Origin of the sequence: Lacticaseibacillus brantae DSM 23927, from assembly GCF_001436115.1 — a bacterium.
Classification (GTDB): domain Bacteria; phylum Bacillota; class Bacilli; order Lactobacillales; family Lactobacillaceae; genus Lacticaseibacillus; species Lacticaseibacillus brantae.
Genome location: NZ_AYZQ01000002.1, coordinates 165,809 through 185,523 on the forward strand (window position 1 = coordinate 165,809; position 19,715 = coordinate 185,523).

The 19,715-nt window shown below is 48.1% G+C and carries 17 protein-coding genes; 12 read left to right on the top strand and 5 right to left on the bottom strand.

Annotated features, from left to right (window positions below; all coding sequences use genetic code 11):
- The first annotated feature begins 150 nt into the window (after positions 1–150).
- Positions 151–1,317 carry a GNAT family N-acetyltransferase gene (locus FC34_RS04940; RefSeq protein ID WP_057894295.1) on the top strand — a complete coding sequence of 389 codons (1,167 nt, stop codon included), beginning with the start codon at positions 151–153 and terminating at the stop codon, positions 1,315–1,317.
- Positions 1,318–1,429: 112 nt separating this feature from the next.
- Here FC34_RS04940 and add read toward each other — a convergent pair whose 3' ends face one another.
- Positions 1,430–2,443, bottom strand: a complete 1,014-nt coding sequence (gene add / locus FC34_RS04945; RefSeq protein WP_057894296.1) for an adenosine deaminase — start codon at positions 2,441–2,443, stop codon at positions 1,430–1,432.
- Between the two features lie 135 nt (positions 2,444–2,578).
- Between add and FC34_RS04950 the strand changes: the two genes are divergently transcribed.
- The 5 genes from FC34_RS04950 to cydC all read left to right on the top strand — a co-directional run bounded on the left by FC34_RS04950 (position 2,579) and on the right by cydC (position 9,915).
- On the top strand, positions 2,579–3,883 hold the full coding sequence (locus FC34_RS04950; RefSeq protein ID WP_057894297.1) for a pyrimidine-nucleoside phosphorylase: 1,305 nt from the start codon (positions 2,579–2,581) through the stop codon (positions 3,881–3,883).
- Between the two features lie 160 nt (positions 3,884–4,043).
- A complete protein-coding gene (locus tag FC34_RS04955; RefSeq protein ID WP_057894298.1) occupies positions 4,044–5,480 on the top strand; it encodes a cytochrome ubiquinol oxidase subunit I in 1,437 nt (478 codons plus the stop codon).
- The gene (gene cydB, locus FC34_RS04960) at positions 5,477–6,481 is read left to right on the top strand and encodes a cytochrome d ubiquinol oxidase subunit II (protein ID WP_057894299.1); all 1,005 of its coding nucleotides are present in this window, start codon (positions 5,477–5,479) and stop codon (positions 6,479–6,481) included. The genes FC34_RS04955 and cydB overlap by 4 nt, the downstream gene beginning before the upstream one ends.
- 1 nt (position 6,482) lies before the next feature.
- Positions 6,483–8,201, top strand: a complete 1,719-nt coding sequence (gene cydD, locus FC34_RS04965) for a thiol reductant ABC exporter subunit CydD (RefSeq protein WP_057894300.1) — start codon at positions 6,483–6,485, stop codon at positions 8,199–8,201.
- The gene (gene cydC / locus FC34_RS04970; protein WP_157052255.1) at positions 8,188–9,915 is read left to right on the top strand and encodes a thiol reductant ABC exporter subunit CydC; all 1,728 of its coding nucleotides are present in this window, start codon (positions 8,188–8,190) and stop codon (positions 9,913–9,915) included. Before cydD ends, cydC begins: the two co-directional genes overlap by 14 nt.
- A 164-nt stretch (positions 9,916–10,079) precedes the next feature.
- On the opposite strand, the gene FC34_RS04975 is transcribed toward cydC, so the two are convergent.
- A complete protein-coding gene (locus FC34_RS04975) occupies positions 10,080–11,048 on the bottom strand; it encodes a polyprenyl synthetase family protein (protein ID WP_057894302.1) in 969 nt (322 codons plus the stop codon).
- 81 nt (positions 11,049–11,129) lie between these two features.
- Between FC34_RS04975 and FC34_RS04980 the strand changes: the two genes are divergently transcribed.
- From FC34_RS04980 to FC34_RS05000, 5 genes are all read left to right on the top strand, one after another.
- Complete coding sequence (locus FC34_RS04980) at positions 11,130–12,041, top strand: 1,4-dihydroxy-2-naphthoate polyprenyltransferase (RefSeq protein WP_057894303.1); 912 nt, start codon at positions 11,130–11,132, stop codon at positions 12,039–12,041.
- Between the two features lie 11 nt (positions 12,042–12,052).
- Positions 12,053–13,132: a metallophosphoesterase family protein gene (locus FC34_RS04985; protein ID WP_057894304.1), complete on the top strand. Its 1,080-nt coding sequence runs from the start codon at positions 12,053–12,055 to the stop codon at positions 13,130–13,132.
- 783 nt (positions 13,133–13,915) lie between these two features.
- Positions 13,916–15,814: an asparagine synthase (glutamine-hydrolyzing) gene (asnB, locus tag FC34_RS04990; RefSeq protein WP_057894305.1), complete on the top strand. Its 1,899-nt coding sequence runs from the start codon at positions 13,916–13,918 to the stop codon at positions 15,812–15,814.
- Between the two features lie 153 nt (positions 15,815–15,967).
- The gene (locus tag FC34_RS04995) at positions 15,968–17,221 is read left to right on the top strand and encodes a carboxylate--amine ligase (RefSeq protein WP_057894306.1); all 1,254 of its coding nucleotides are present in this window, start codon (positions 15,968–15,970) and stop codon (positions 17,219–17,221) included.
- 49 nt (positions 17,222–17,270) lie between these two features.
- Positions 17,271–17,732 (top strand): universal stress protein, encoded by a 462-nt coding sequence (locus FC34_RS05000; protein WP_057894307.1) that lies wholly within the window; start codon positions 17,271–17,273, stop codon positions 17,730–17,732.
- Between the two features lie 43 nt (positions 17,733–17,775).
- Here the strand turns inward: FC34_RS05000 and FC34_RS05005 are convergent, their stop codons facing one another.
- Positions 17,776–18,252 carry a hypothetical protein gene (locus FC34_RS05005; RefSeq protein ID WP_057894308.1) on the bottom strand — a complete coding sequence of 159 codons (477 nt, stop codon included), beginning with the start codon at positions 18,250–18,252 and terminating at the stop codon, positions 17,776–17,778.
- 83 nt (positions 18,253–18,335) lie between these two features.
- Between FC34_RS05005 and yaaA the strand changes: the two genes are divergently transcribed.
- On the top strand, positions 18,336–19,073 hold the full coding sequence (gene yaaA / locus FC34_RS05010; RefSeq protein ID WP_057894309.1) for a peroxide stress protein YaaA: 738 nt from the start codon (positions 18,336–18,338) through the stop codon (positions 19,071–19,073).
- A gap of 33 nt (positions 19,074–19,106) precedes the next feature.
- Here the strand turns inward: yaaA and FC34_RS05015 are convergent, their stop codons facing one another.
- Positions 19,107–19,364 carry a hypothetical protein gene (locus FC34_RS05015; protein WP_057894310.1) on the bottom strand — a complete coding sequence of 86 codons (258 nt, stop codon included), beginning with the start codon at positions 19,362–19,364 and terminating at the stop codon, positions 19,107–19,109.
- A gap of 17 nt (positions 19,365–19,381) precedes the next feature.
- A complete protein-coding gene (locus FC34_RS05020) occupies positions 19,382–19,645 on the bottom strand; it encodes a hypothetical protein (protein ID WP_057894311.1) in 264 nt (87 codons plus the stop codon).
- Positions 19,646–19,715 lie beyond the last annotated feature (70 nt).

Consider the following 19,715-nt stretch of genomic DNA (forward strand, 5'->3'; position numbering starts at 1 on the left):
GATAGATTCACTATAGCGGCCGGAATTGGGATGTCTCGGAAGAAAATGTGACTTGTATGTTGTCTTTTGTTTAGGAAACCATTAAGGGTGTGAAAATTGTGACGCCCGGTGATGAAATCAGACATTGTTGTGAAGCGAGGAGGATGAATCATGGTAGCACCGTATCAATTCACCAGTAAAGACGAGCGTCCGTTCTATGACTTAGTGCAATATGCCTTCAATAAACCGCAGACCCCAACACGGGATGCGACCTTTGCCTCATTGTTTGCACATTCACTCGGTTGGGGCAGTGGGCAGCCATTACATAGTGGATTTCTAGCCACAAAGTTCACCGTTGATTTGGCAGGTACCGCCTATCAAATGGCCGGTGTTGGCTATGTGGCTAGTTACCCAGAAGCCAGTGGCCAAGGCGAGATCACCGCACTCATGCATCAAGCCTTCAGTGATATGCGCATGGCTGGCATGACCTTAGCCTATCTGGCGCCATTCTCTAGTCAGTTCTACCGGCGCTTTGGCTTTGAGCATGCATTTGGGCAAGCGACCCATACACTGCCAGCTGCGGCGTTACCACAGTTTGATGCCCCGCATGACGTCTTAGTCACCCGCGAACCATTACTTGAAAGTATTACGGCAATTAGTCCCGTGTACTTGCGCAACTCAGCGGTTACGCACGGCGCAGTTCGGCGGGAACAATGGTGGTGGGAGAACCTTGTGACCCATTACCCGAGTCGTGAACTAGCTGTGGCCCGAATGGGTGACCATGTGACTGGCTATATGATTTATGAGCGCTTGGAGTCCCACTTTGTCATTCATGAGCTGTTTTTCGATGACCTGCCAAGCTTGCAAGCACTAGGACATTTTGTCGATGGCCATCAAAATATGTTTGCAGACGTTACGTATGTGACGGGCAATGTGCGACCACTCTATGATCTCGTACCAGAATCTACGGCACTCACCACCACGGTTAAGCCGTATATGATGGCACGGATAGTGGATGTGGCCGACTTCTTAGCGCGTTATCCCTACCAGGTTAGCGACTTGGCACCGGTTTTACTGCAAATTAACGATGATTTTATCAGCGAGAATGACGGCCTGTGGCAACTCCAAATTGATGATGGCCAGGTGACGTTTCAGAAAGTGGTCAGTGGCGAACCGAGTGTTACGCTCGACATTCGTGAACTGGTCAAGGCTGCCTTTGGCGTGCGGTCGCTCCGCAGTGCGTATGCACTAGGCCAAATTGATGGTGATCCGTTCACAGTCGCCACCGTCAGTGAGCTCTTTACCCAGAAACCCAGCCAACTGTACGATTATTTCTAAACAAGCAAAAGGAAGCTGTGACAAAAGCCGCCTTTGGAACGCGAGTAGTCTAGTTTGTTTGGAAATTTAAATAGGGGTTGTGACAAAACTACGTTTTGTCACAACCCCTATTTTAGCGATAGTCATTCATCAGGCGCGTGGTTAATTGTTGTTGAGTAGGTTTATCGATAAAGGCCGCATTAACGGCGTTTAAGTTAAATTCTAAGAAATCAGACTTGGTGACCCCAAACACCTCTTGGAAGAGGCCATATTCACGGGTAAGACTGGTGTTGGAAACCGTCCGATTATCGGTATTAATGGTGATTTTGGCGCCGGCCTCGCGTAACGCCCAATATGGAAAGGCCGCGAGATTGGCTGCTGCTTTGGTCTGCAGATTGCTGGTTAGACACAACTCCACGGTGGTGTCGGTCTGAACAATTTGTTGAATCAAGTCAGGCTGGTCGTAACAAGCTGTGCCGTGACCGATGCGACGAATGCCTAAGCCAATCGCTTCGGCAATGTTTTGGGGGCAATGGTCTTCTCCCGCATGAAAAGTAAGCGGGATATGTAAGGCTTGAGCTGAGGCAATCGCCTGCGTGACGACGTGAGTAGGGAAATCAGCTTCGTTACCGGCGAAGTCGCCGCCAGCGACACCACGAGACAAGAAAGGAGCGGTGGCCGCAAAAACGGCTGCATTGATGGCATCGCTTGATTGGCGCATCCCACAAATGAGCGCTTGTGCCTGGATGTCAAATTCATCCATCCCTTGGCGCAGACCCAGCAGCACGGCGTCAATGGTCTCAGCATAGGATAGTTCGCCAAACGTTGACAGCTCGGGGGCAAAACGGACTTCGATATAGCGGACGTTTTCCGCCGCGGCCTGGGCCAAAACATCGTGAGCCGCTAAGGTCAACGCGGCCTTAGTTTGCAAGAGTGGGGCAATAAAGTCGAAAGTCTTGAGATATTCTTCCAAAGTTGTGACGGTGTCCGGCGCGCGCACAAGGGAAATGAGATCAGCGTCAGCCGCGGGAATGGCGATGTCGGCCATCGTCGCCAGCTGGCGAATCGCTGGTAGTGAGAGTGAACCATCAAGATGACAATGGAGTTCAACTTTTCCAAGCGCATGTAACTGGGTGTCTGTGAGCATCAGTGGGCCTCCTATGGCAAGCACGAGCAGCGGACAACATTTCTTAAGAGTGTACCACAAGAAAACATCGACAAATGCAGGCTTTGCAAAAAAATCCTGTTACAATAAAGCTATTCAAGACAAGGAGGAATCGCCATGCGCATGGTTGATTTGATTACGAAGAAGCGTAATCACGAAGTACTGTCTCAAGCAGAAATTCAGTGGATTATCACGGAGTATGTGGCTGAGAATATTCCCGACTACCAAATGAGTGCCTTGTTGATGGCGATTTATTTTAACGGGATGACGGATGAAGAACAGGCCCAGTTAGCCTTTGCGATGCTGCATTCAGGCGATGTGCTGGACCTCTCGGGCATTCCTGGTATCAAAGTCGATAAACACAGTACGGGCGGCGTCGGCGATAAAATCAGTATTCCATTGGCCCCAATTGTGGCCAGCCTGGGCGTGCCGATTCCCATGATTAGTGGTCGCGGTTTGGGTCACACTGGTGGCACTTTAGATAAGCTCGAAAGTATCCCGGGCTTTAACGTGAATTTGAGTGAAGCCGAATTTATTGCTCAGGTAAAAGCGCACGGCGAGGCAATTGTTTCAGCTGACACGAAGATGGCGCCAGCTGATCGTCGCATCTATGCGCTGCGGGACGTGACGGCGACGGTTGAGGCGATTCCTTTGATTGCCAGTTCAATTATGAGTAAGAAGATTGCCTCGGGCACCAATGCGCTGGTCTTTGATGTCAAGGTCGGCAATGGGGCCTTTATGAAGACCGAAGCCGACGCGACCAAGCTAGCCCATGCCTTAGTTGATATTGGGAAGCAAGCTAATGTCCAAAGCGTGGCATTACTGACTGATATGAATCAACCGCTGGGGATTACCATCGGGAACAGCCTCGAAATTGCTGAATCAATTGCGATTCTGAAAGGGCGCGGTCCCAAAGACGTGCATGATCTAACGGTCCGGTTAGCGGGCCACATGTTAGTGCTGGGTGGGGTGACCCCGAGTCTAGAAGTCGCCATTGGCTTGGCTGAAGACGTGATTCGTGATGGCCGAGCCCTGGCGAAGTTCAAGCAGCTCATTAAAGATCAAGGCGGTGACCCAACCGTTGTCGATAATCCGAAATTATTGCCTCAAGCGCAGTATCAGATCGCTGTTAAAGCCACTGCGGCGGGCTATGTGACAGCCATGGACACGAATGCTTTGGGTGTGGCCGTGATGCAATTAGGTGGCGGCCGAGCTAAGAAGGACGATCAACTCGACTTAGCGGTTGGCTTAGTCTTGCACAAGAAAATCGGCACGCCTGTCTCAGTTGGCGATACCTTAGCTACAATCCATGCGAATACCGAAAACGTTGACGCTGTGGTTGAGGCAGTGCAGGCGGCGTACAGGATTGGCGCCGAGCGGCCGGAACGGTTGCCATTGATTCACCAAATTATCACTGATTAGGCCGACAACGCTTTTATGATGCCAAGCCATGATTATGTGAAAATAAACACGAACGAAAGAAGAAAAAATCGCGGCAGACAGCATTAAATTAAGCGTTTTATCTGGTAAACCCTCCAAATACCAGTATACTAGTACTTGAAATGTATAAGGAGGTGTCGATATGCTCATGGCACTAGATGTGTTATCGCTTGCACGGTTTCAATTCGCGATGACCACAGTGTTTCACTTTTTCTTCGTGCCATTCTCAATTGGGATGGCGTTGGTAACAGCTATTATGGAGACCATGTATGTGGTCAAGAAAAATGAGCAATATCAAAAGATGGCAAAGTTCTGGGGTAAAATTTTCCTCTTGAGTTTTGCTGTTGGGGTTGTGACTGGACTCATCCAAGAATTCCAATTCGGGATGAACTGGTCAGATTATTCTCGATTTATGGGTGACATTTTCGGGGCGCCATTGGCGATTGAAGCCTTATTAGCGTTCTTCATGGAGTCGACCTTTATCGGCTTATGGATGTTTACCTGGGATCGCTTCAAGCCGGCATTACATGCGGCGATGATTTGGTTCGTTTGGTTAGGGACGACTTTGTCTGCTATCTGGATTTTGTCGGCCAATGCGTTCATGCAACACCCAACCGGCTTTGCAATTAACGAAGTCACTGGGCGCGTGAAGTTAGTCGATTTTGGTGCGGTCATTATGAATCCGCAGTTGTGGGTTGAATTTCCGCACGTGATTTTTGGAGCCTTCACCACAGCAGGGTTTGCCGTTGCCGGAATGGCAGCATGGCGCTTGTTGAAGAAGGACAATGTTGAGTTCTATCACAAGTCTGTGCGGATTGGCTTAATTGTTGGCTTAATTTCAGTGGTTGCCGCAATGGGCATGGGGGACTTACAAACCCAGTTCATTATTAAGGATCAACCAATGAAGTTTGCGGCAACTGAAGGGATTTATAAAGATACTGAAGATCCTGCACCGTGGGCTTTAGTGGAATTAATTGATACCAAAGACCACAAAGTCACTGGTAATATCGAAATTCCTTACCTGCTGAGTCTATTGTCCTATCACAAGCTCAATGGGGCCGTGAAAGGGATGGACACCGCAAATAAAGAACTCCATGCTAAATACGATAAGCAATTTGGCAAAGATATGAATTACTATGTGCCAGTGAAGACCTTGTTCTGGAGCTTCCGGGTCATGGCTGGCGGTGGGATGTTCCTAGCATTAGTTGCTGTCTTGGGTCTGTGGTTCTCACGGAAGAAGAAGGATACCTTACTCAAACAACGGTGGCTGCTTTACGTCATGGGTGTCACAACTTTCCTGCCATTCATTATTAATTCGGCCGGTTGGTTTGTGACTGAATTAGGGCGTTATCCTTGGACGGTCTACGGCTTGTTTACGATTGCCGATTCGATTTCCCCAACCACAACCGCGGGCCAATTGCTCTTTACTAACATCGTGTACTTCTTGCTCTTTAGTGTTCTGGGTGGCGTGATGATTTACTACGTCAAGCGGACATTACGTCATGGGCCAGATGCTGACTTAGACGAAAACTATGGGACGTCCACCGATCCATTCTCAAAGGAGGCGTTCCAAGCATGAGCGGTTTACAATTACTTTGGTTTATCCTGATTGCGGTCTTGTTCATCGGTTTCTTCTTCTTAGAAGGTTTTGATTTCGGGGTTGGCATGGCCACTCGGTTGCTGGCTAAGAATGAAGACGAACGCGATCAACTGATTGCGACGATTGGCCCGCACTGGGACGGTAATGAAGTCTGGCTAGTCACAGCCGGTGGGGCAATGTTTGCTTCGTTCCCAATGTGGTATGCCAGCCTGTTCTCTGGATTCTATATTTTGTTCTTCTTAGTCCTAGTGGGTTTAATCTTGCGAGGTGTCTCGTTTGAATTCGCTGGTCATGCGGAAACAGCCTGGGGCCGTTCAGTTTGGCGTTGGACCCTTTTCATTGGGAGTCTGATGGCGCCTTTCATTCTTGGAATGATTTTTACCGCCATCATTCAGCCCTTGCCAATCGATAAGGCCGGCAATGTCTTTGCGACGCTTGGTAACCAGGTCAACTTATTGACGATTGTCGGTGGGGTTGCGGTGACCCTGTTAATGCTGATTCATGGACTCAACTTCATTCGCTTGAAGACAACGGGTTCAGTCCGGACTCGGGCCCGGGCGCTGAACGCCAAATTGATTTGGGTCTTGTACGCTGGTCTTGTGGTGTTTGCCGGATTGTTGTTCATCTCAACCGACTTCTTCACCGCCCGTCCACTGTCAACCGGACTCATCGTGGTCTTGTTAGTGATTTTCGCCGTCTTGACGCATTACAGCATCGCGAAAGATAACGAATTGCTGTCATTAATCGGCAGTGGCGTGGATTTAGCACTGGTTGTCGTCCTCATTTTCAATGGGCTATTCCCACGGGTGATGATTGCCACAAATGCCGCGAATTCAATTTTGATTCAAAATGCCAGTTCAAGTCCGCTGACGTTGACGATTATGACTATTGTCACGGCCATTCTGTTGCCAATAGCGTTAGCGTACTTCATCTGGAGTTACACGGTCTTTCATAAACGGGTTCCATCAAAGGAAGGTTAATATGCTTGATAAGCAGCTTTTTGCTTTGTCAGGAATACGTCAGACCTTAACAGTGCTTGCCGGGCTCACGCTTGGGCAAGCATTTGTTATTTTAGGGCAGGGATATTTCCTGGCTCAGGCCATTGTATTATCCTGGCAGCGTCAACCACTGTCACATCTGACTGGTGCCATTATTGGTTTTGCTCTGTGTTTCTTGGCACGGCAAGGATTTAATTGGCTCAAAAGCCGTGTTGCTGATCGCTTCGCTTCACGCAACAGCCAGGATTTGCAGCAACAACTGTTACAACATACGTTCTTGCTCGGCCCCAGCTTGGTGGCTCAGCAGGGGACGGGGAATTTGGTTACGATGGCGCTGGATGGGATGCCTGAGGTCCAAAACTACTTACAATTGATTCTGAACAAGATCCTGAATCTCAGCATTGTGCCATGGGTGCTATTGATTTATGTCTTCTTTGAAAATCTAACGGCTGGCATTACATTATTGCTGATGTTTCCTGTGATTATTCTGTTCATGGTGATTCTGGGTTTAGCTGCTCAGAAGAAGTCCGACGAACAATATGCCGGCTTTCAAGCGATGAGCAATCATTTCATTGATTCGCTGCGCGGGTTGAAAACCCTACAGTTACTGGGGATGAGTCGCAAATACGCCGATAACGTCTACCAGGTCTCAGAAGATTACCGCAAACAAACGATGAGTGTGTTAACGATTGCGATGTTGTCAGGGTTTGCACTCGACTTCTTCACCACGCTCTCAATTGCCGTCGTCGCCGTGTTCTTGGGGCTTGATTTGATGAACGGCGTGATGCCATTATTCCCAGCCATGGTCACTTTGATTTTGGCACCGGAATATTTCACCCCGCTGCGTGAATTTGGGAGTGACTACCATGCCACCTTGGATGGCAAAAATGCGCTCACGGCTGTCAATGAAATCCTGGCTCAGCCGGTGCCAGAACAACAGACTGAGCCACTCACACCGTGGCAGGCAGATTCTCAACTTGAACTTCACAAGGTTGCCGTCGACTATGATAACAAGCGGCACCTGGAATTTGATGACTTAACCGTGCGCGGCTATCAAAAGATTGCGTTGATTGGACCAAGCGGGGCCGGTAAGTCCACCCTGCTAAATGTATTGGGTGGTTTCTTGGATCCAGCAGCCGGCTCACTCAACGTTGATGGCGTCGCACTCACTAGCCTGCGACATGAGGATTGGCAGTCGCAATTGAGTTATATTCCCCAATCGCCGTATATTTTTGCCGCAAGTGTGGCGGATAATATTCGGTTCTATCAACCGCAAGCGACTGCTGCTGAAGTCGATGCCGCAGTGGCCACCGCCGGCTTAACCAGTTGGCTAGAGACGCTACCTGACGGCCTGCAAACGCGCATTGGTGAAGGTGGTCGTGGCATTAGTGGCGGTCAAGCACAGCGAATTGCGTTGGCGCGAACATTGTTGGATACCCAACGGCGCATCTGGTTGTTTGATGAGCCAACGGCACACTTAGACATTGAAACTGAAGCTGCCTTGAAAGAAACAATGCTACCGCTGTTTGCCAATCGACTGGTAATTTTTGCCACGCATCGCCTGCACTGGCTCAATCAAATGGATTGGGTTGTGGTCATTGATGATGGCAAGATTGTGATGCAAGGCAAGCCTGCTGATTTGGCGCAGGATGAGCAGTATCAGCAATTGATTACGAAACTGCGAGGTGATTTCGATGTTTAAACATGATCAATGGGTCCGCCCCGACCTCAAACGTTATCGTGGTTTATTGGTGTGGTCGCTGATTTTGGGTGTTTTGACCTTTGTCTGTGCCGGAGCCCTGATGTTTACCTCGGGGTTCTTGATTGATAAAAGTGCCACCAAGCCACTGTTTGCGGCCATTTATGTCGTCGTAGTTTTAACTCGCGGGTTCGGGATTGGCCGGCCAGTCTTCCAGTATGTGGAGCGTCTGACAAGCCATAACTGGGTGCTCCGTGTGACTAGTCATATGCGCAAAAAGCTCTATACTGTCTTAGAAACGGACGCGCCATTTGTGCAAGAACATCACCAAACGGGGGATATTTTGAATCTTTTGGCTGATGACATTGGCCATTTACAGAATCTGTATTTACGGACGGTGTTTCCCACCGTTGTGGCTGGTTTAGTCAGCATTGTCGCGACGCTATTACTGGGTTGGTTTGATTGGAAATTTGCGCTGTGGATTCTCTTGTTGCTTATCGCACAAGTGGTTCTCTTACCATGGTGGAGTTTCCTGATGAAACGCCGCCAGCAGCGCCAACAAAAGCAGCTCTCAAACGCAGCTTATGTGGGGATGACTGACGCGGTGCTTGGTTTGAGCGATTGGGTCATCGGCCAGCGCGAACAAGCCTTCCTCACCACGGCAACCCAGTCAGCACAGGCCCTCGCCGCATCCAAGCAAAAAAGTCGGCGCTTTGGCTTTAGCCGTGACTTTTGGTTGCAGGTGGTTTTTTTACTGCTACCTTTGAGCTTGCTCGTGTGGACCAACTTGTATTGGACCGGCAGCCAAACACTGGCCAATTGGGTCGGGGCTTTTGTCCTCGTTGTCTTCCCACTGAACCAGGCCTTTAACGGGGTGAGTCAAGGGGTGAGCGAATTACCTGGCTATGAAGATTCGATTCAACATCTGAATTCTTTATCGCCAGTGGTCCGCCAATTACCTGTTCAGTTGCCCGCACCGACAACCATTGACCAATTGCGCCTGGAAAATGTGCATTTCCAATATGATGCCAATAGTGAATTGCTCTTAAATGGGATTAATCTGACATTGGAATCTGGGGCTAAAATCGCCTTGTTAGGCCCCAGCGGCATGGGTAAAACCACGTTACTACAGTTGATTCTGGGGGACTTGACGCCAACGAGTGGTCAGGTTGCACTGAATGGCACAGACGTGCTTGCTTATCAAGAACATCGGGCACAAATCTTTGCGGTGCTTGATCAAAAGCCATTCTTATTCCAAACTTCCATTGCAAATAATGTCCGCTTAGGCAACGAAGACGCGACTGACGATGAAATCTTGGCCGCATTAGACGCGGTCCAGTTAGGGAGCCTAATTGCCCGGTTACCACAAGGTATTAATACACCGATGGCCGAAGCGGGATTTGGCTTCTCTGGGGGCGAGCAACAACGGCTCGCGTTGGCCCGGATTATGCTGCAACAAGCGCCGATTGTTTTGCTGGATGAACCGACTGTTGGGTTGGACCCGCAGACCGAGCAAGCGCTCATTGAAACTATTTTTGAGGTCCTGGCTGACCGGACTGTATTATGGATTACACACCACCTGCAAGGCGTCCAACACGTCGACGGGGTTATCTTCCTTGAAGATGGGCAACTCGCCATGGACGGCACACCAGCGGCCTTGTACGCAGAGAACGGCCGTTACCGACATCTGTATGCACTCGATGCGGGTCAAGAATAAAAAGAAGGTGTGACAAAAGACGCTTTGTTAATCCTCATTCTCAGTCTTTTGGAACGCGATTAGTCTATTTGGTTCAGAAATTCAGAAAGGGGTTGTGACAAAACGTAGTTTTGTCACAACCCCTTTCTTTTTATCTTGAATCAAGCGGGCCTAAACGCCTTTTGTCACAGCTTGCGATTCAGCATGGTGTTTGTGATGGTGAGCAGGGCATCGCGGGTCTCGCCTTTAGGAAAGGCCGCCAGGGTTGCCAAGGCTTTCTGCGTATATTTCTCTGCGAGGGCTGTGGCTTGAGGGATGCCATCGCGGCGGACTCGTTCAATGACAAACGCCAATTCTTGCGGGTCGGTCTGGGCCGCGTTTAGATGTGGCGTTAAGCTGGCACGGTCGGTCTCAAGGGCGTACAGCAAGGGCAGCGTGTAAATACCATTCTGAAGATCCTCAAAAACAGGCTTTTGCGTCTGGCTGGGTGAACCGGTGTAGTCGAGTAAGTCATCAATCATCTGAAAACTCATGCCCAGGTAGCGTCCAAACCGATAAGCCGGGATGAACAGACTGGGATCAGCTTGACTGATGCGCACGCCTTGATATGTGGCCAAGGCGAATAAGGCAGCGGTTTTACCACTAATCTGGCGTAAATACTGGTGTACAGTTAAGTCACGTTGATTTGTTTGACCGTTCTGATCAAGCTCGCCCAAGAAAATGCGGCGCATGGTCATGGCATTGGTGCCCACATTGGCGACGTCGGGACTGGATTGAGCCATCAATTCAAAATAGACCGAGAAAAGAAAATCACCGGCATAAATTGCAGCCCGATTGTCCGCCTGTGAATGAATGGTATCAACACCACGCCGAGCATCGGCATGGTCGAGCACATCGTCGTGGATGAGGGTGGCCAAATGTAAGGCTTCAATAGCGGCCCCGCCAGAAATGAGTTCTGGCCGATTAAAGTCGCCAAACTGGGCAAACATCAGCATGAGACCACTCCGGAGCATCTTGCCACCAGCATTGATTTGTTGGGTCAGGAGGTTCCCGACAAGCGGTTGGCGAATCCGAGTTCGTTGGGTCAACAAAGCCTGCACGTGTTGTAATTTAGGATAAATTTCTGGATACTGGTGCCAGAGAGGATAAATCATCAGATGCTCCTTAACGTGTTCATGATATACGTTTACAATATTGGAAGAGTCTAACGCTTGTCAACTGGAGGAACAATTTATATGTCACTCAAAGTATTCTTAGAATTAGTCGAAATCAAAGCTAAAACCGCTTCAATTTTTCCTTTCTTAATGGGCAGTCTTTACGCCTGGTATCATTATCGGCAGCTACATCTTAGCACGCTCTTGGTGTTTTTTGTCGCGATGTTGCTCTTCAATATGGCCGTTGATGCCAATGATAATTATCAAGATTACCGGCGTTCGCAGCGCACCCAAGCCCTTGAATTCCGCCAGAAAACTAATGTTATTGGAGTCAATCACGTTAATCCCAGTCTGGTAGGTTGGTTGATTGTGGGCTTGATGGTGACAAGTGGGGTGTTGGGCCTATGGATGGTCATGCAAACCGGCTGGCCGTTGCTGATCATGGGACTCTTTAGTTTCGCTGTTGGGTATTTATATGGTGGGGGCCCGCGCCCAATTTCTAGTTTGCCATTTGGGGAATTCTTCTCAGGATTTACCATGGGATTTGTCATTTGGTTGATTGCTGTGTATATCAACATCGCCCCCGCGCCTTTAACCTGGACAACGATCGGCGGGGTATTTCTTGCCAGTGGCCTATCACAGGGGGCTATTGCGGCATTGCTGCTGGCCAATAATATCGCGGATGAAGCGGAAGATGAAGAATTGAAACGGACGACCATTGTTCATTATCTCGGTCGCAAGAACAGTTTGCGCTTCTTTTGGTGGTTGTACACGGCCGGCTACCTAAGCTTGATTGTTGCGGTGGTGATTGGCTTACTGCCAAAATTATCCTTATTGACCCTGCTGAGTGTGCCGATTGTCTATCGCAATATTGCCACCTTCAGTCGTAATCCGGTCAAAAAGACCACCTTCATCATGGCCATTCGCAATTTGTTTATCATCGCCTTGGCTCAAGTAATTTGTATGTTTTTAGGGGTCGCATTGAATATATAGGAGGAAACCATATGTTTCGTCGGCATATTCGTCAATTTGTGCAACAGGATTTACACCGTTTTATTCAGCAAGTCGGACCGCAACTCGCCCCCGGCGCAGTTAATCTGGCTTTGGTGACTGACACCCATGATCTGACTCACTGGCGTCAAAGCTTGTATGGGCCCAGTGGTTACTGGCATGTCTTGGAGCAGCATTGGTTAGTGGAGCAGTTACCAATTACTTATCGCGTGCATTTAGGCGATTTAGTGGATGGCTCCGAGCCTGGGTTTTTGACCCAATGGCGCCTCAAAAATATCGTAGCTGATTTCGCGGCCAGCGCTGAACCATTCATCATCACTAGGGGTAATCACGACGATAATGATAAGTTTGCCGAGAAAAATCGTCGGTTCGTTGGTAGTTTTCCAGTCCAAGTGTTTGATCGCCTGGTCTTTAGCCCAGAGCGGGCCCAGGATGGGATTAGTGTCTCAGAACATGGCCTAGTTGTGGCTGATACTGACTTTGTTCGGGTGATTGCGGTTAACACTTCTGATGTGCCTGCGCGGTGGATTAACGGTCGGAAGAATTATGATGTGAAGAAAACCTTGGCCGTCACCGCCGGACAACTCCGGGAACTTGCCCAAGCGTTGGCGACTGCAGAGAGTCGAGACATTCTGATTGTTAGTCATGCCCCAGCCATGAACCGGCGGGGGAAACCGGCGCTCAAGTATAACGGGCAAGCGCTGCATAACTTACTGCGGGCCTTCACGCACCGATTGAAGGGCACGGTGATGTTGGGCGATAATCCTGACTTTGGTGGGGAAGTGCCGTTTGATTTCAGTGCCACTGCCGGCGATTTAATTGCGGTTTTGGCTGGCCACTATCACGTCGAGGCCGATTACCTCGTGAATGGCATCCACTACAGCCTGCAAAATGTCAGTGCGTTGATGGGGCGGCGCCATGCGCTCACGACTAAATATAATCGAACCTGGAATCGCCAACTTAACACACCCACTGAATACGCCGGATATGTTGTTAGCGTAGATCCGCCAAGTCGAAGCTTACAGATTTTTGGCTACGGGGCGGCCTCACCCGAGCGGCGATTTATTTACTGAGAAATTTTAAAAAATAAAGCGTTTCCAGTTGCGTACTTAGAAGAACCATGCTATACTTTAGTCAAGGTAAAGGAAACGCTTACAGAAGCTGGCAAAACGAAATCACTGCACATGGATAGCACCATCACCCGCGTGTGAGGATTTGAGAAAAGACCGTGTTTGTACCGACGTATTCGATGTTGTGAAACATCTTCACCGGTTACACGTCAAAAAGCTGGCATCACTGGATGCGATCCGCAATGAGAGTTGCTGTACCAAATGGAAGTATGCGAGCCAAGTTCTAAGCATCATGTAATACCAACACCGTGAATCTTTAACTGGAGGTGTGGGTCTGAAGACGAGACTCAATGCACCAAGCGAGAATACGCTGACCTAGAAGATATCAATCGGGTGTGAATTATCACCGAACCACTACGCTTAGCTTAAGCTGTATCAGTAAACGGCAGCGTCGTATCGTACAATTGAATAAGTTTTATGAATAGATTCCAACTAGAATCAGATTGAGGTGTCACTATTAGTAACGAATTAGCAGTTAAACAGCCTCTGAAAGCTACCTTTACCTAGGGGACTCGGATCACACTCGTGACCGAGTCCTTTTTTTGTGCGTGACTAACCTGAGGCCATAACATGCTTAGCTGTCAACCGGGTGGCCAAACCCTTCAATTATTTCGCTTTTCTTAAGTTGCTGGGGCGGCCCAAGACCATTAATTGACACTCGGGCTGAAACATTTATACTTAATCGAGTATATTTGTTGTGGGAGAACTGAAAAAGGGGAAATTATTATGTGTGGCATCATCGCATTTGCCGATAAAACCATGTTGAACAAGAAGCCCGTATTAAACAACATGATGGAAATGATCAAGCATCGTGGACCAAACAGTTCCGGTGAATACATTAATGACACCGTCGCCCTGGGTTTTCGGCGGTTATCCATCATTGACTTAAAGGGTGGCTCACAACCCATCTTGAACGAAGATGGTAGTGTTGCAATCATTTTCAATGGTGAAATCTATAACTATCAAAGCATTCGTGAAGACTTGTTGGCTGCTGGCCACATTTTCACGACCCATTCTGATACTGAAGTCTTGCTTCACGGTTATGAAGAATATGGGATGGAAGGCCTCTTGAAGAAGATTCGGGGGATGTTTGCCTTCCTCATCTGGGATGACAATAAGCAACTGTTGACCGGCGCCCGGGACTTCTTTGGCATCAAGCCAATGTACTACTATCAGGATGGCGATACTTTCTTAGTTGGTAGTGAAATTAAAGCTTTCCTGCAACATCCTAAATTCAAAAAAGAATTAAATAAGGAAGCCCTCAAGCCATACTTGACCTTCCAATACTCTGCCTTAGACGAAACTTTCTTTAAGAACGTTTATCGCGTCCCAGAAGGCCACTATTTCACCTTGAAAGATGGTGATTTAGAGATCAAGAAGTATTGGGATATGGACTTCAAGGCCAACCAATTGAGCCTGAGTGAAACCATTGATGCCATTGACAAGTCAATCGCAGATTCCGTTGAAAGTCACCGGATTTCTGAAGTTGAAGTCGGCTCATTGCTCAGTTCTGGGGTTGACTCATCTTACGTCACGGCTTTACTGCGGCCAGAACACACCTTCTCAATTGGTTTTGATAACAACAAGTACCATGAAGGTGACGCTGCTAAGGCATTAGCCGATCGCTTAGGGCTGGAGAATAAGAGTGACATTGTGACCGAGAAGGAAGCGCTCAATAACTTCCCATTGATCCAATATCATTTGGATGAACCAGACTCAAATCCATCATGCATTCCGCTCTACTTCCTCACCAAACTGGCTCATCAAGATGTGACGGTCATTCTGTCTGGTGAAGGGGCTGACGAATTGTTTGCTGGATATGCGAACTACGGGGACCATACGCACAGCAAGGCTGTCCGGGTATTCGCTGACGGCTTACGTCAGTTGCCAAAGGGCATTAAGTATCGCATCGCCCATGGGTTAAAGAAGATGCCTAACTTCCACGGCCGTTTGCACTTATATGAATCAACGGCGCCAGCTGAAGAATTCTTCATCGGTGAAGCTTATGTTTTCAATGAAGAACAATCCGCTGATATTTTGAAGCCAGATTACCAAAAGAGTGCAACGGTGCAAGAAATTGTGACTGAATCGTACAAGAAGGTTCGCTCTTATGATGATGAAGTCAAGAAGATGCAATACCTCGACATTCACCAATTCATGCCTAAAGATATCTTACTGAAGGCCGACAAGCTTTCCATGGCCAATTCCATGGAATTGCGGGTGCCATTCTTGGATAAAGAAGTGGCTAAGGTTGCCGAAGGGGTGCCAACGAAGTACTTAATTAACTCACACAGCAGTAAATATGCCCTTCGGGAAGCGGCTAACCGCCACTTACCAGAAGAATGGGCTAATCGGACTAAGCTGGGTTTCCCAGTGCCCATCAAGCAATGGTTGGAAGACGAACCATTCTATCAAGAAGTGCGGAGCTTGTTTGAACAAGATTGGGTCAGTGAATTCTTCGATCAAGACGCAATTCTTGATATCTTGGACAAGACATTCCGCCAAGAAAGTGATGACCGCCGTAAGGTTTGGACCATCTATACCTTCTTAGTTTGGTACAAAGTCTTCTTCCGCGACGAAGAAATCCCAACGTTTGTTGAAGATACCGATAAAGTAACAGCGTAATTTAGAATAAGCCCGTGACAAGACTGCGGTTTTGTCATGGGCTTTTTGCGTTTCGGCGCTGGTTTTCTGTAAAAAGGGTCGGAAGCCGGTGGAAATATGGTATACTTTTATCGTTAAACTGCCTACATAAGGCAATATTGTTAGGAGAAGCTTATGACAAGTGATTCAAATTTCACCCCCATTCTTTTGGGGAGTGATATGAATGTGTACGGGATGGCCCGGTCTTTTCATGAAATAACCGGCGGCGTCATTGACGTGTATGCCCGTGAACAATTAGCGCCAACTCGTTTTTCTAAAATTGTAAATGTGCACCTTATTGAAGATTTTGATTCAGATCCAACTTTTATTGAAACTATGCGCCAAGTGGCGAGCCAGTTCACTGACCCTAATCAAAAAGTTTTATTGATTGCGTGTGGGGATGGCTACGCTGAATTGGTGTCCAAACATAAGGACGAATTAAGCGAAACTTTCATTTGCCCATATGTGGACTACACCTTACTCAAGCGGTTGAACAATAAGGAAAGCTTCTACCAAGTCTGTGATGAATACAATCTGCCTTATCCTGCCACTAAGATTGTGACCAAGGCCATGTATGAAAGTGGCGTCTCAATTACCACCCCATATGACTTTCCAGTTGCTTTGAAGCCAGCGAACTCTGTGGAGTGGTTGGACATTCATTTTGAAGGCCGGAAGAAAGCATTCACGATTCATTCCCAACTGGAATTGAACAATACGATTGCCAAAATCTATGACAACGGCTATGAATCCGACTTAATCCTCCAAGACTTCATTCCTGGTGATGACAGTAACATGCGGGTGCTGAACGCGTACGTCGATCAGAATCATCACGTGAAGATGATGTGCTTAGGTCACCCACTGCTGGAAGATCCAACGCCAGCCGCAATCGGGAACTATGTTGCCATTTTGCCTGAATATAATCAGGACTTGTATGACCAAATGCAGAAGTTCTTGGAAGACATCCAGTTTACTGGGTTTGCCAACTTCGATATGAAATACGATCCCCGCGATCAAACCTTTAAACTCTTTGAAATTAATATTCGTCAGGGCCGCAGCAGTTTCTTTGTCACTTTGAACGGCTATAATTTAGCGAGCTGGCCAGTGAAGGATTACATCCAAGGCGACTTGGATGACCAGCCTACAGTTTATGGGAATCAAGATGCCAGCAAATATCAATTATGGTTAGGTGTCCCTGCAAAGGTCTTCAAGCAATATGCGAAGGACAACGATGCCAAGCAAGAAGCACTGAAGTTGCTGCAAGCTGGCCAATGGGGTACCACCGTCTTTTACAAGAAAGATATGAGCCTGAAGCGTTGGGCCTTACTCAAGTATATGTTCCATAATTATGTTGGCCGGTATCGACAATATTTTGCCGAAAATAAAGGCTAGTGTGCTATACTAACAATTGTTAGGACAGCCTAAATTAGGAGGAGATATTATGGCAACAGAAGAAGAATTTGAAATCGAATCCATGCACTTTGAACGGTTATTATTGGCGGTCGATGATGATGATGATGAATCATCACGGCGGGCATTCAATTATGCCAGCACATTAGCCAAAATTTATAACATTCCATTGGGCATTGTCTCAGTTCTAGAAACCGGTGATCTGAACATTTATCAATCATTGTCTCCAGAATTGTTAAGCCAACGGCGTTCAGAAATTGCCGCGCATCTCAATACCTATGTCGAAAAAGCCGAAGCCTTCGGGGCCTTGAACGTGCAGCCAATTATTGGTGAAGGTAAACCAGCCCGCGTTATCGTGGAGGAAGTTGTGCCTGAATTCAAACCTGATCTGATTATCTTGGGCTCTCATGGCCGCCATGGCCGGACCCATATTGGGACTGTCGCCGGTGAAATCACGCGGACTGCTGAAGCATCAGTGATCATCGTTCGCTAATCAAAAACCGCAATTTCGGCTCGCGCCGTGATTGCGGTTTTTTTTAGTCGGTGTGTAAAGCGGACATCGGAATCGCAACGCGGAGTTTATCCGAGAAGTCGATGGCGAATAGTTCGCCGTGAACCGTGGCGACCTTGGCCACCGGCACACGGGCATATTCTGGGGTATGCGTGTCCTTGAGTAACGTAGAAAACACAAAATCTGAATCGTTGCGGCTCACATCTACCGCGGTGACGCCCGTTGTGGCATCAAAACCCCGCAACGTGAATTGGCCAACCACTTGCTGCTTATTTGGAATTGTCCAGTTTAGGACATCGGCAAGTTGCGCGGCCAGACTGTTGGCATTGAATTCGCCTTTGGCTACTGGCAGGTTGATTGTGACCGAACGGTGGAGTAAAGCCCAGGCGGTTAATTGGGCTGGCGTCAAAGTGAGTTGTCGCCGACGACCGCTAAGTTGGTTAGTGGCGTTGAGTGAGACCTGATGTTCACGGCCGTTGGCGTCTGTTAACGTGAGTGACATGGCAATGACCTCCCGGTGTTTTAGCCTTAGTGTAACCGAAGCACGAGAAATTGCGTGAATTTGCGCTCAGCAGGAGAGAAACAATGAAAATTATTATTTCACCCGCGAAGAAAATGGTCGTCGATTCGGATAGCTTTCCCGTTCGTAATCAACCGCACTTCTTAGCGGAAACCGCCCAAATTGCGCGGCAATTACAGGCGATGACTTTCAGCCAACTCAAAGATTTGTGGCGGACTAATGATGCCCTGACCCAACAAAATGTTGACCGCCTGAAACATCTAGACTTAACAGCACAGCAAACGCCGGCCATTATTGCGTATTCGGGTTTGCAATATCAATACATGGCGCCGGACGTTTTCACCGCACCTGCCCTCGACTATGTGCAGGCAAATCTCAGAATCTTATCCGGATTCTATGGAGTTTTGCGACCCTTTGACGGTGTCGTGCCATATCGCCTTGAGATGCAAGCCAAGCTAGCCGTCGGCGGTGCCAAGAATTTATATGCTTTCTGGGGCGACAAGTTGTATCAAGCGGTCAGCGGGGAGCCCATTATCAATCTGGCGTCAGAAGAGTATGCCAAAACCGTGCGCCGTTATTTACGGCCAGATGAGCCTTTTATTGATGTAGTCTTTGCTAGAGAAATTAATGGCCAACTGAAGACTCGGGCCACTCATGCCAAAATGGCACGTGGCGCCTTGGTGCGCTACATGGCCGAACATCAAGTTGATAACGTGGCAGCTTTACAGGACTTTGCCGAGCTGAACTTTCAATTTGCCCCGGAACATTCCACTGACCGCCGCCTCGTGTTTATTGAACCTTAAAAAGCCATCCGCGCTTGCGGATGGCTTTTTGATTTAGTGTTGTTTGCGATAATCAATCATGATTTGAATATTAATCACGATGGCCAGAAGTTCTAAAATGACCGCGACGATCAAGAGCCAAGGTAGGTTAAGTTGAAACAGACCGACTACCCCCTGAATTAGGATGCCTAGAGTAGCAAGGGCAAGCGCCCATAGCGAAGGATTTCTTTCGTGACGAATAAATCTGAGGCCAATCACAATGAGTGTCAGCAGTGAGACACCTAATAGCAATGCATTAAGCCATGTCAACATAATTCTTCCTCCTTAACTTAACCGGCTTTTGGCTCGTGTTGTTTGCGATAACTCCAAAGGCCCACAGCCATGGTTGAAATTTCCAAACCGATCACCAGACCGAACAGCCAGGGCAGGTTGACGTGCAGCAGTGTAAACAGCATAAATGAAATGAATTCGATGAACATGAGAATCATGATCCATAAATCGGGATTCTTTTTATGTCGGATCGCTCTGATGCCGCAAATAATGGCGGCAACCAGGAAAAAGCTTAACGTAATGGCATTGAGCACTGTCACCATGGCCTTACCTCCTTGAACACAGCGGGAGAATCATCATCAGTATCATACTGCAAAGCCCCGCTTTTGAAAC

What these genes read in the sequence shown, in the direction of transcription:
- FC34_RS04940 (WP_057894295.1), top strand. Translation starts at nt 151, where the DNA reads ATGGTAGCACCGTATCAATTCACCAGTAAAGACGAGCGTCCGTTCTAT.
- add (WP_057894296.1), bottom strand. Translation starts at nt 2,443, where the DNA reads ATGCTCACAGACACCCAGTTACATGCGCTTGGAAAAGTTGAACTCCAT.
- FC34_RS04950 (WP_057894297.1), top strand. Translation starts at nt 2,579, where the DNA reads ATGCGCATGGTTGATTTGATTACGAAGAAGCGTAATCACGAAGTACTG.
- FC34_RS04955 (WP_057894298.1), top strand. Translation starts at nt 4,044, where the DNA reads ATGCTCATGGCACTAGATGTGTTATCGCTTGCACGGTTTCAATTCGCG.
- cydB (WP_057894299.1), top strand. Translation starts at nt 5,477, where the DNA reads ATGAGCGGTTTACAATTACTTTGGTTTATCCTGATTGCGGTCTTGTTC.
- cydD (WP_057894300.1), top strand. Translation starts at nt 6,483, where the DNA reads ATGCTTGATAAGCAGCTTTTTGCTTTGTCAGGAATACGTCAGACCTTA.
- FC34_RS04975 (WP_057894302.1), bottom strand. Translation starts at nt 11,048, where the DNA reads ATGATTTATCCTCTCTGGCACCAGTATCCAGAAATTTATCCTAAATTA.
- FC34_RS04980 (WP_057894303.1), top strand. Translation starts at nt 11,130, where the DNA reads ATGTCACTCAAAGTATTCTTAGAATTAGTCGAAATCAAAGCTAAAACC.
- FC34_RS04985 (WP_057894304.1), top strand. Translation starts at nt 12,053, where the DNA reads ATGTTTCGTCGGCATATTCGTCAATTTGTGCAACAGGATTTACACCGT.
- asnB (WP_057894305.1), top strand. Translation starts at nt 13,916, where the DNA reads ATGTGTGGCATCATCGCATTTGCCGATAAAACCATGTTGAACAAGAAG.
- FC34_RS04995 (WP_057894306.1), top strand. Translation starts at nt 15,968, where the DNA reads ATGACAAGTGATTCAAATTTCACCCCCATTCTTTTGGGGAGTGATATG.
- FC34_RS05000 (WP_057894307.1), top strand. Translation starts at nt 17,271, where the DNA reads ATGGCAACAGAAGAAGAATTTGAAATCGAATCCATGCACTTTGAACGG.
- FC34_RS05005 (WP_057894308.1), bottom strand. Translation starts at nt 18,252, where the DNA reads ATGTCACTCACGTTAACAGACGCCAACGGCCGTGAACATCAGGTCTCA.
- yaaA (WP_057894309.1), top strand. Translation starts at nt 18,336, where the DNA reads ATGAAAATTATTATTTCACCCGCGAAGAAAATGGTCGTCGATTCGGAT.
- FC34_RS05015 (WP_057894310.1), bottom strand. Translation starts at nt 19,364, where the DNA reads ATGTTGACATGGCTTAATGCATTGCTATTAGGTGTCTCACTGCTGACA.
- FC34_RS05020 (WP_057894311.1), bottom strand. Translation starts at nt 19,645, where the DNA reads ATGGTGACAGTGCTCAATGCCATTACGTTAAGCTTTTTCCTGGTTGCC.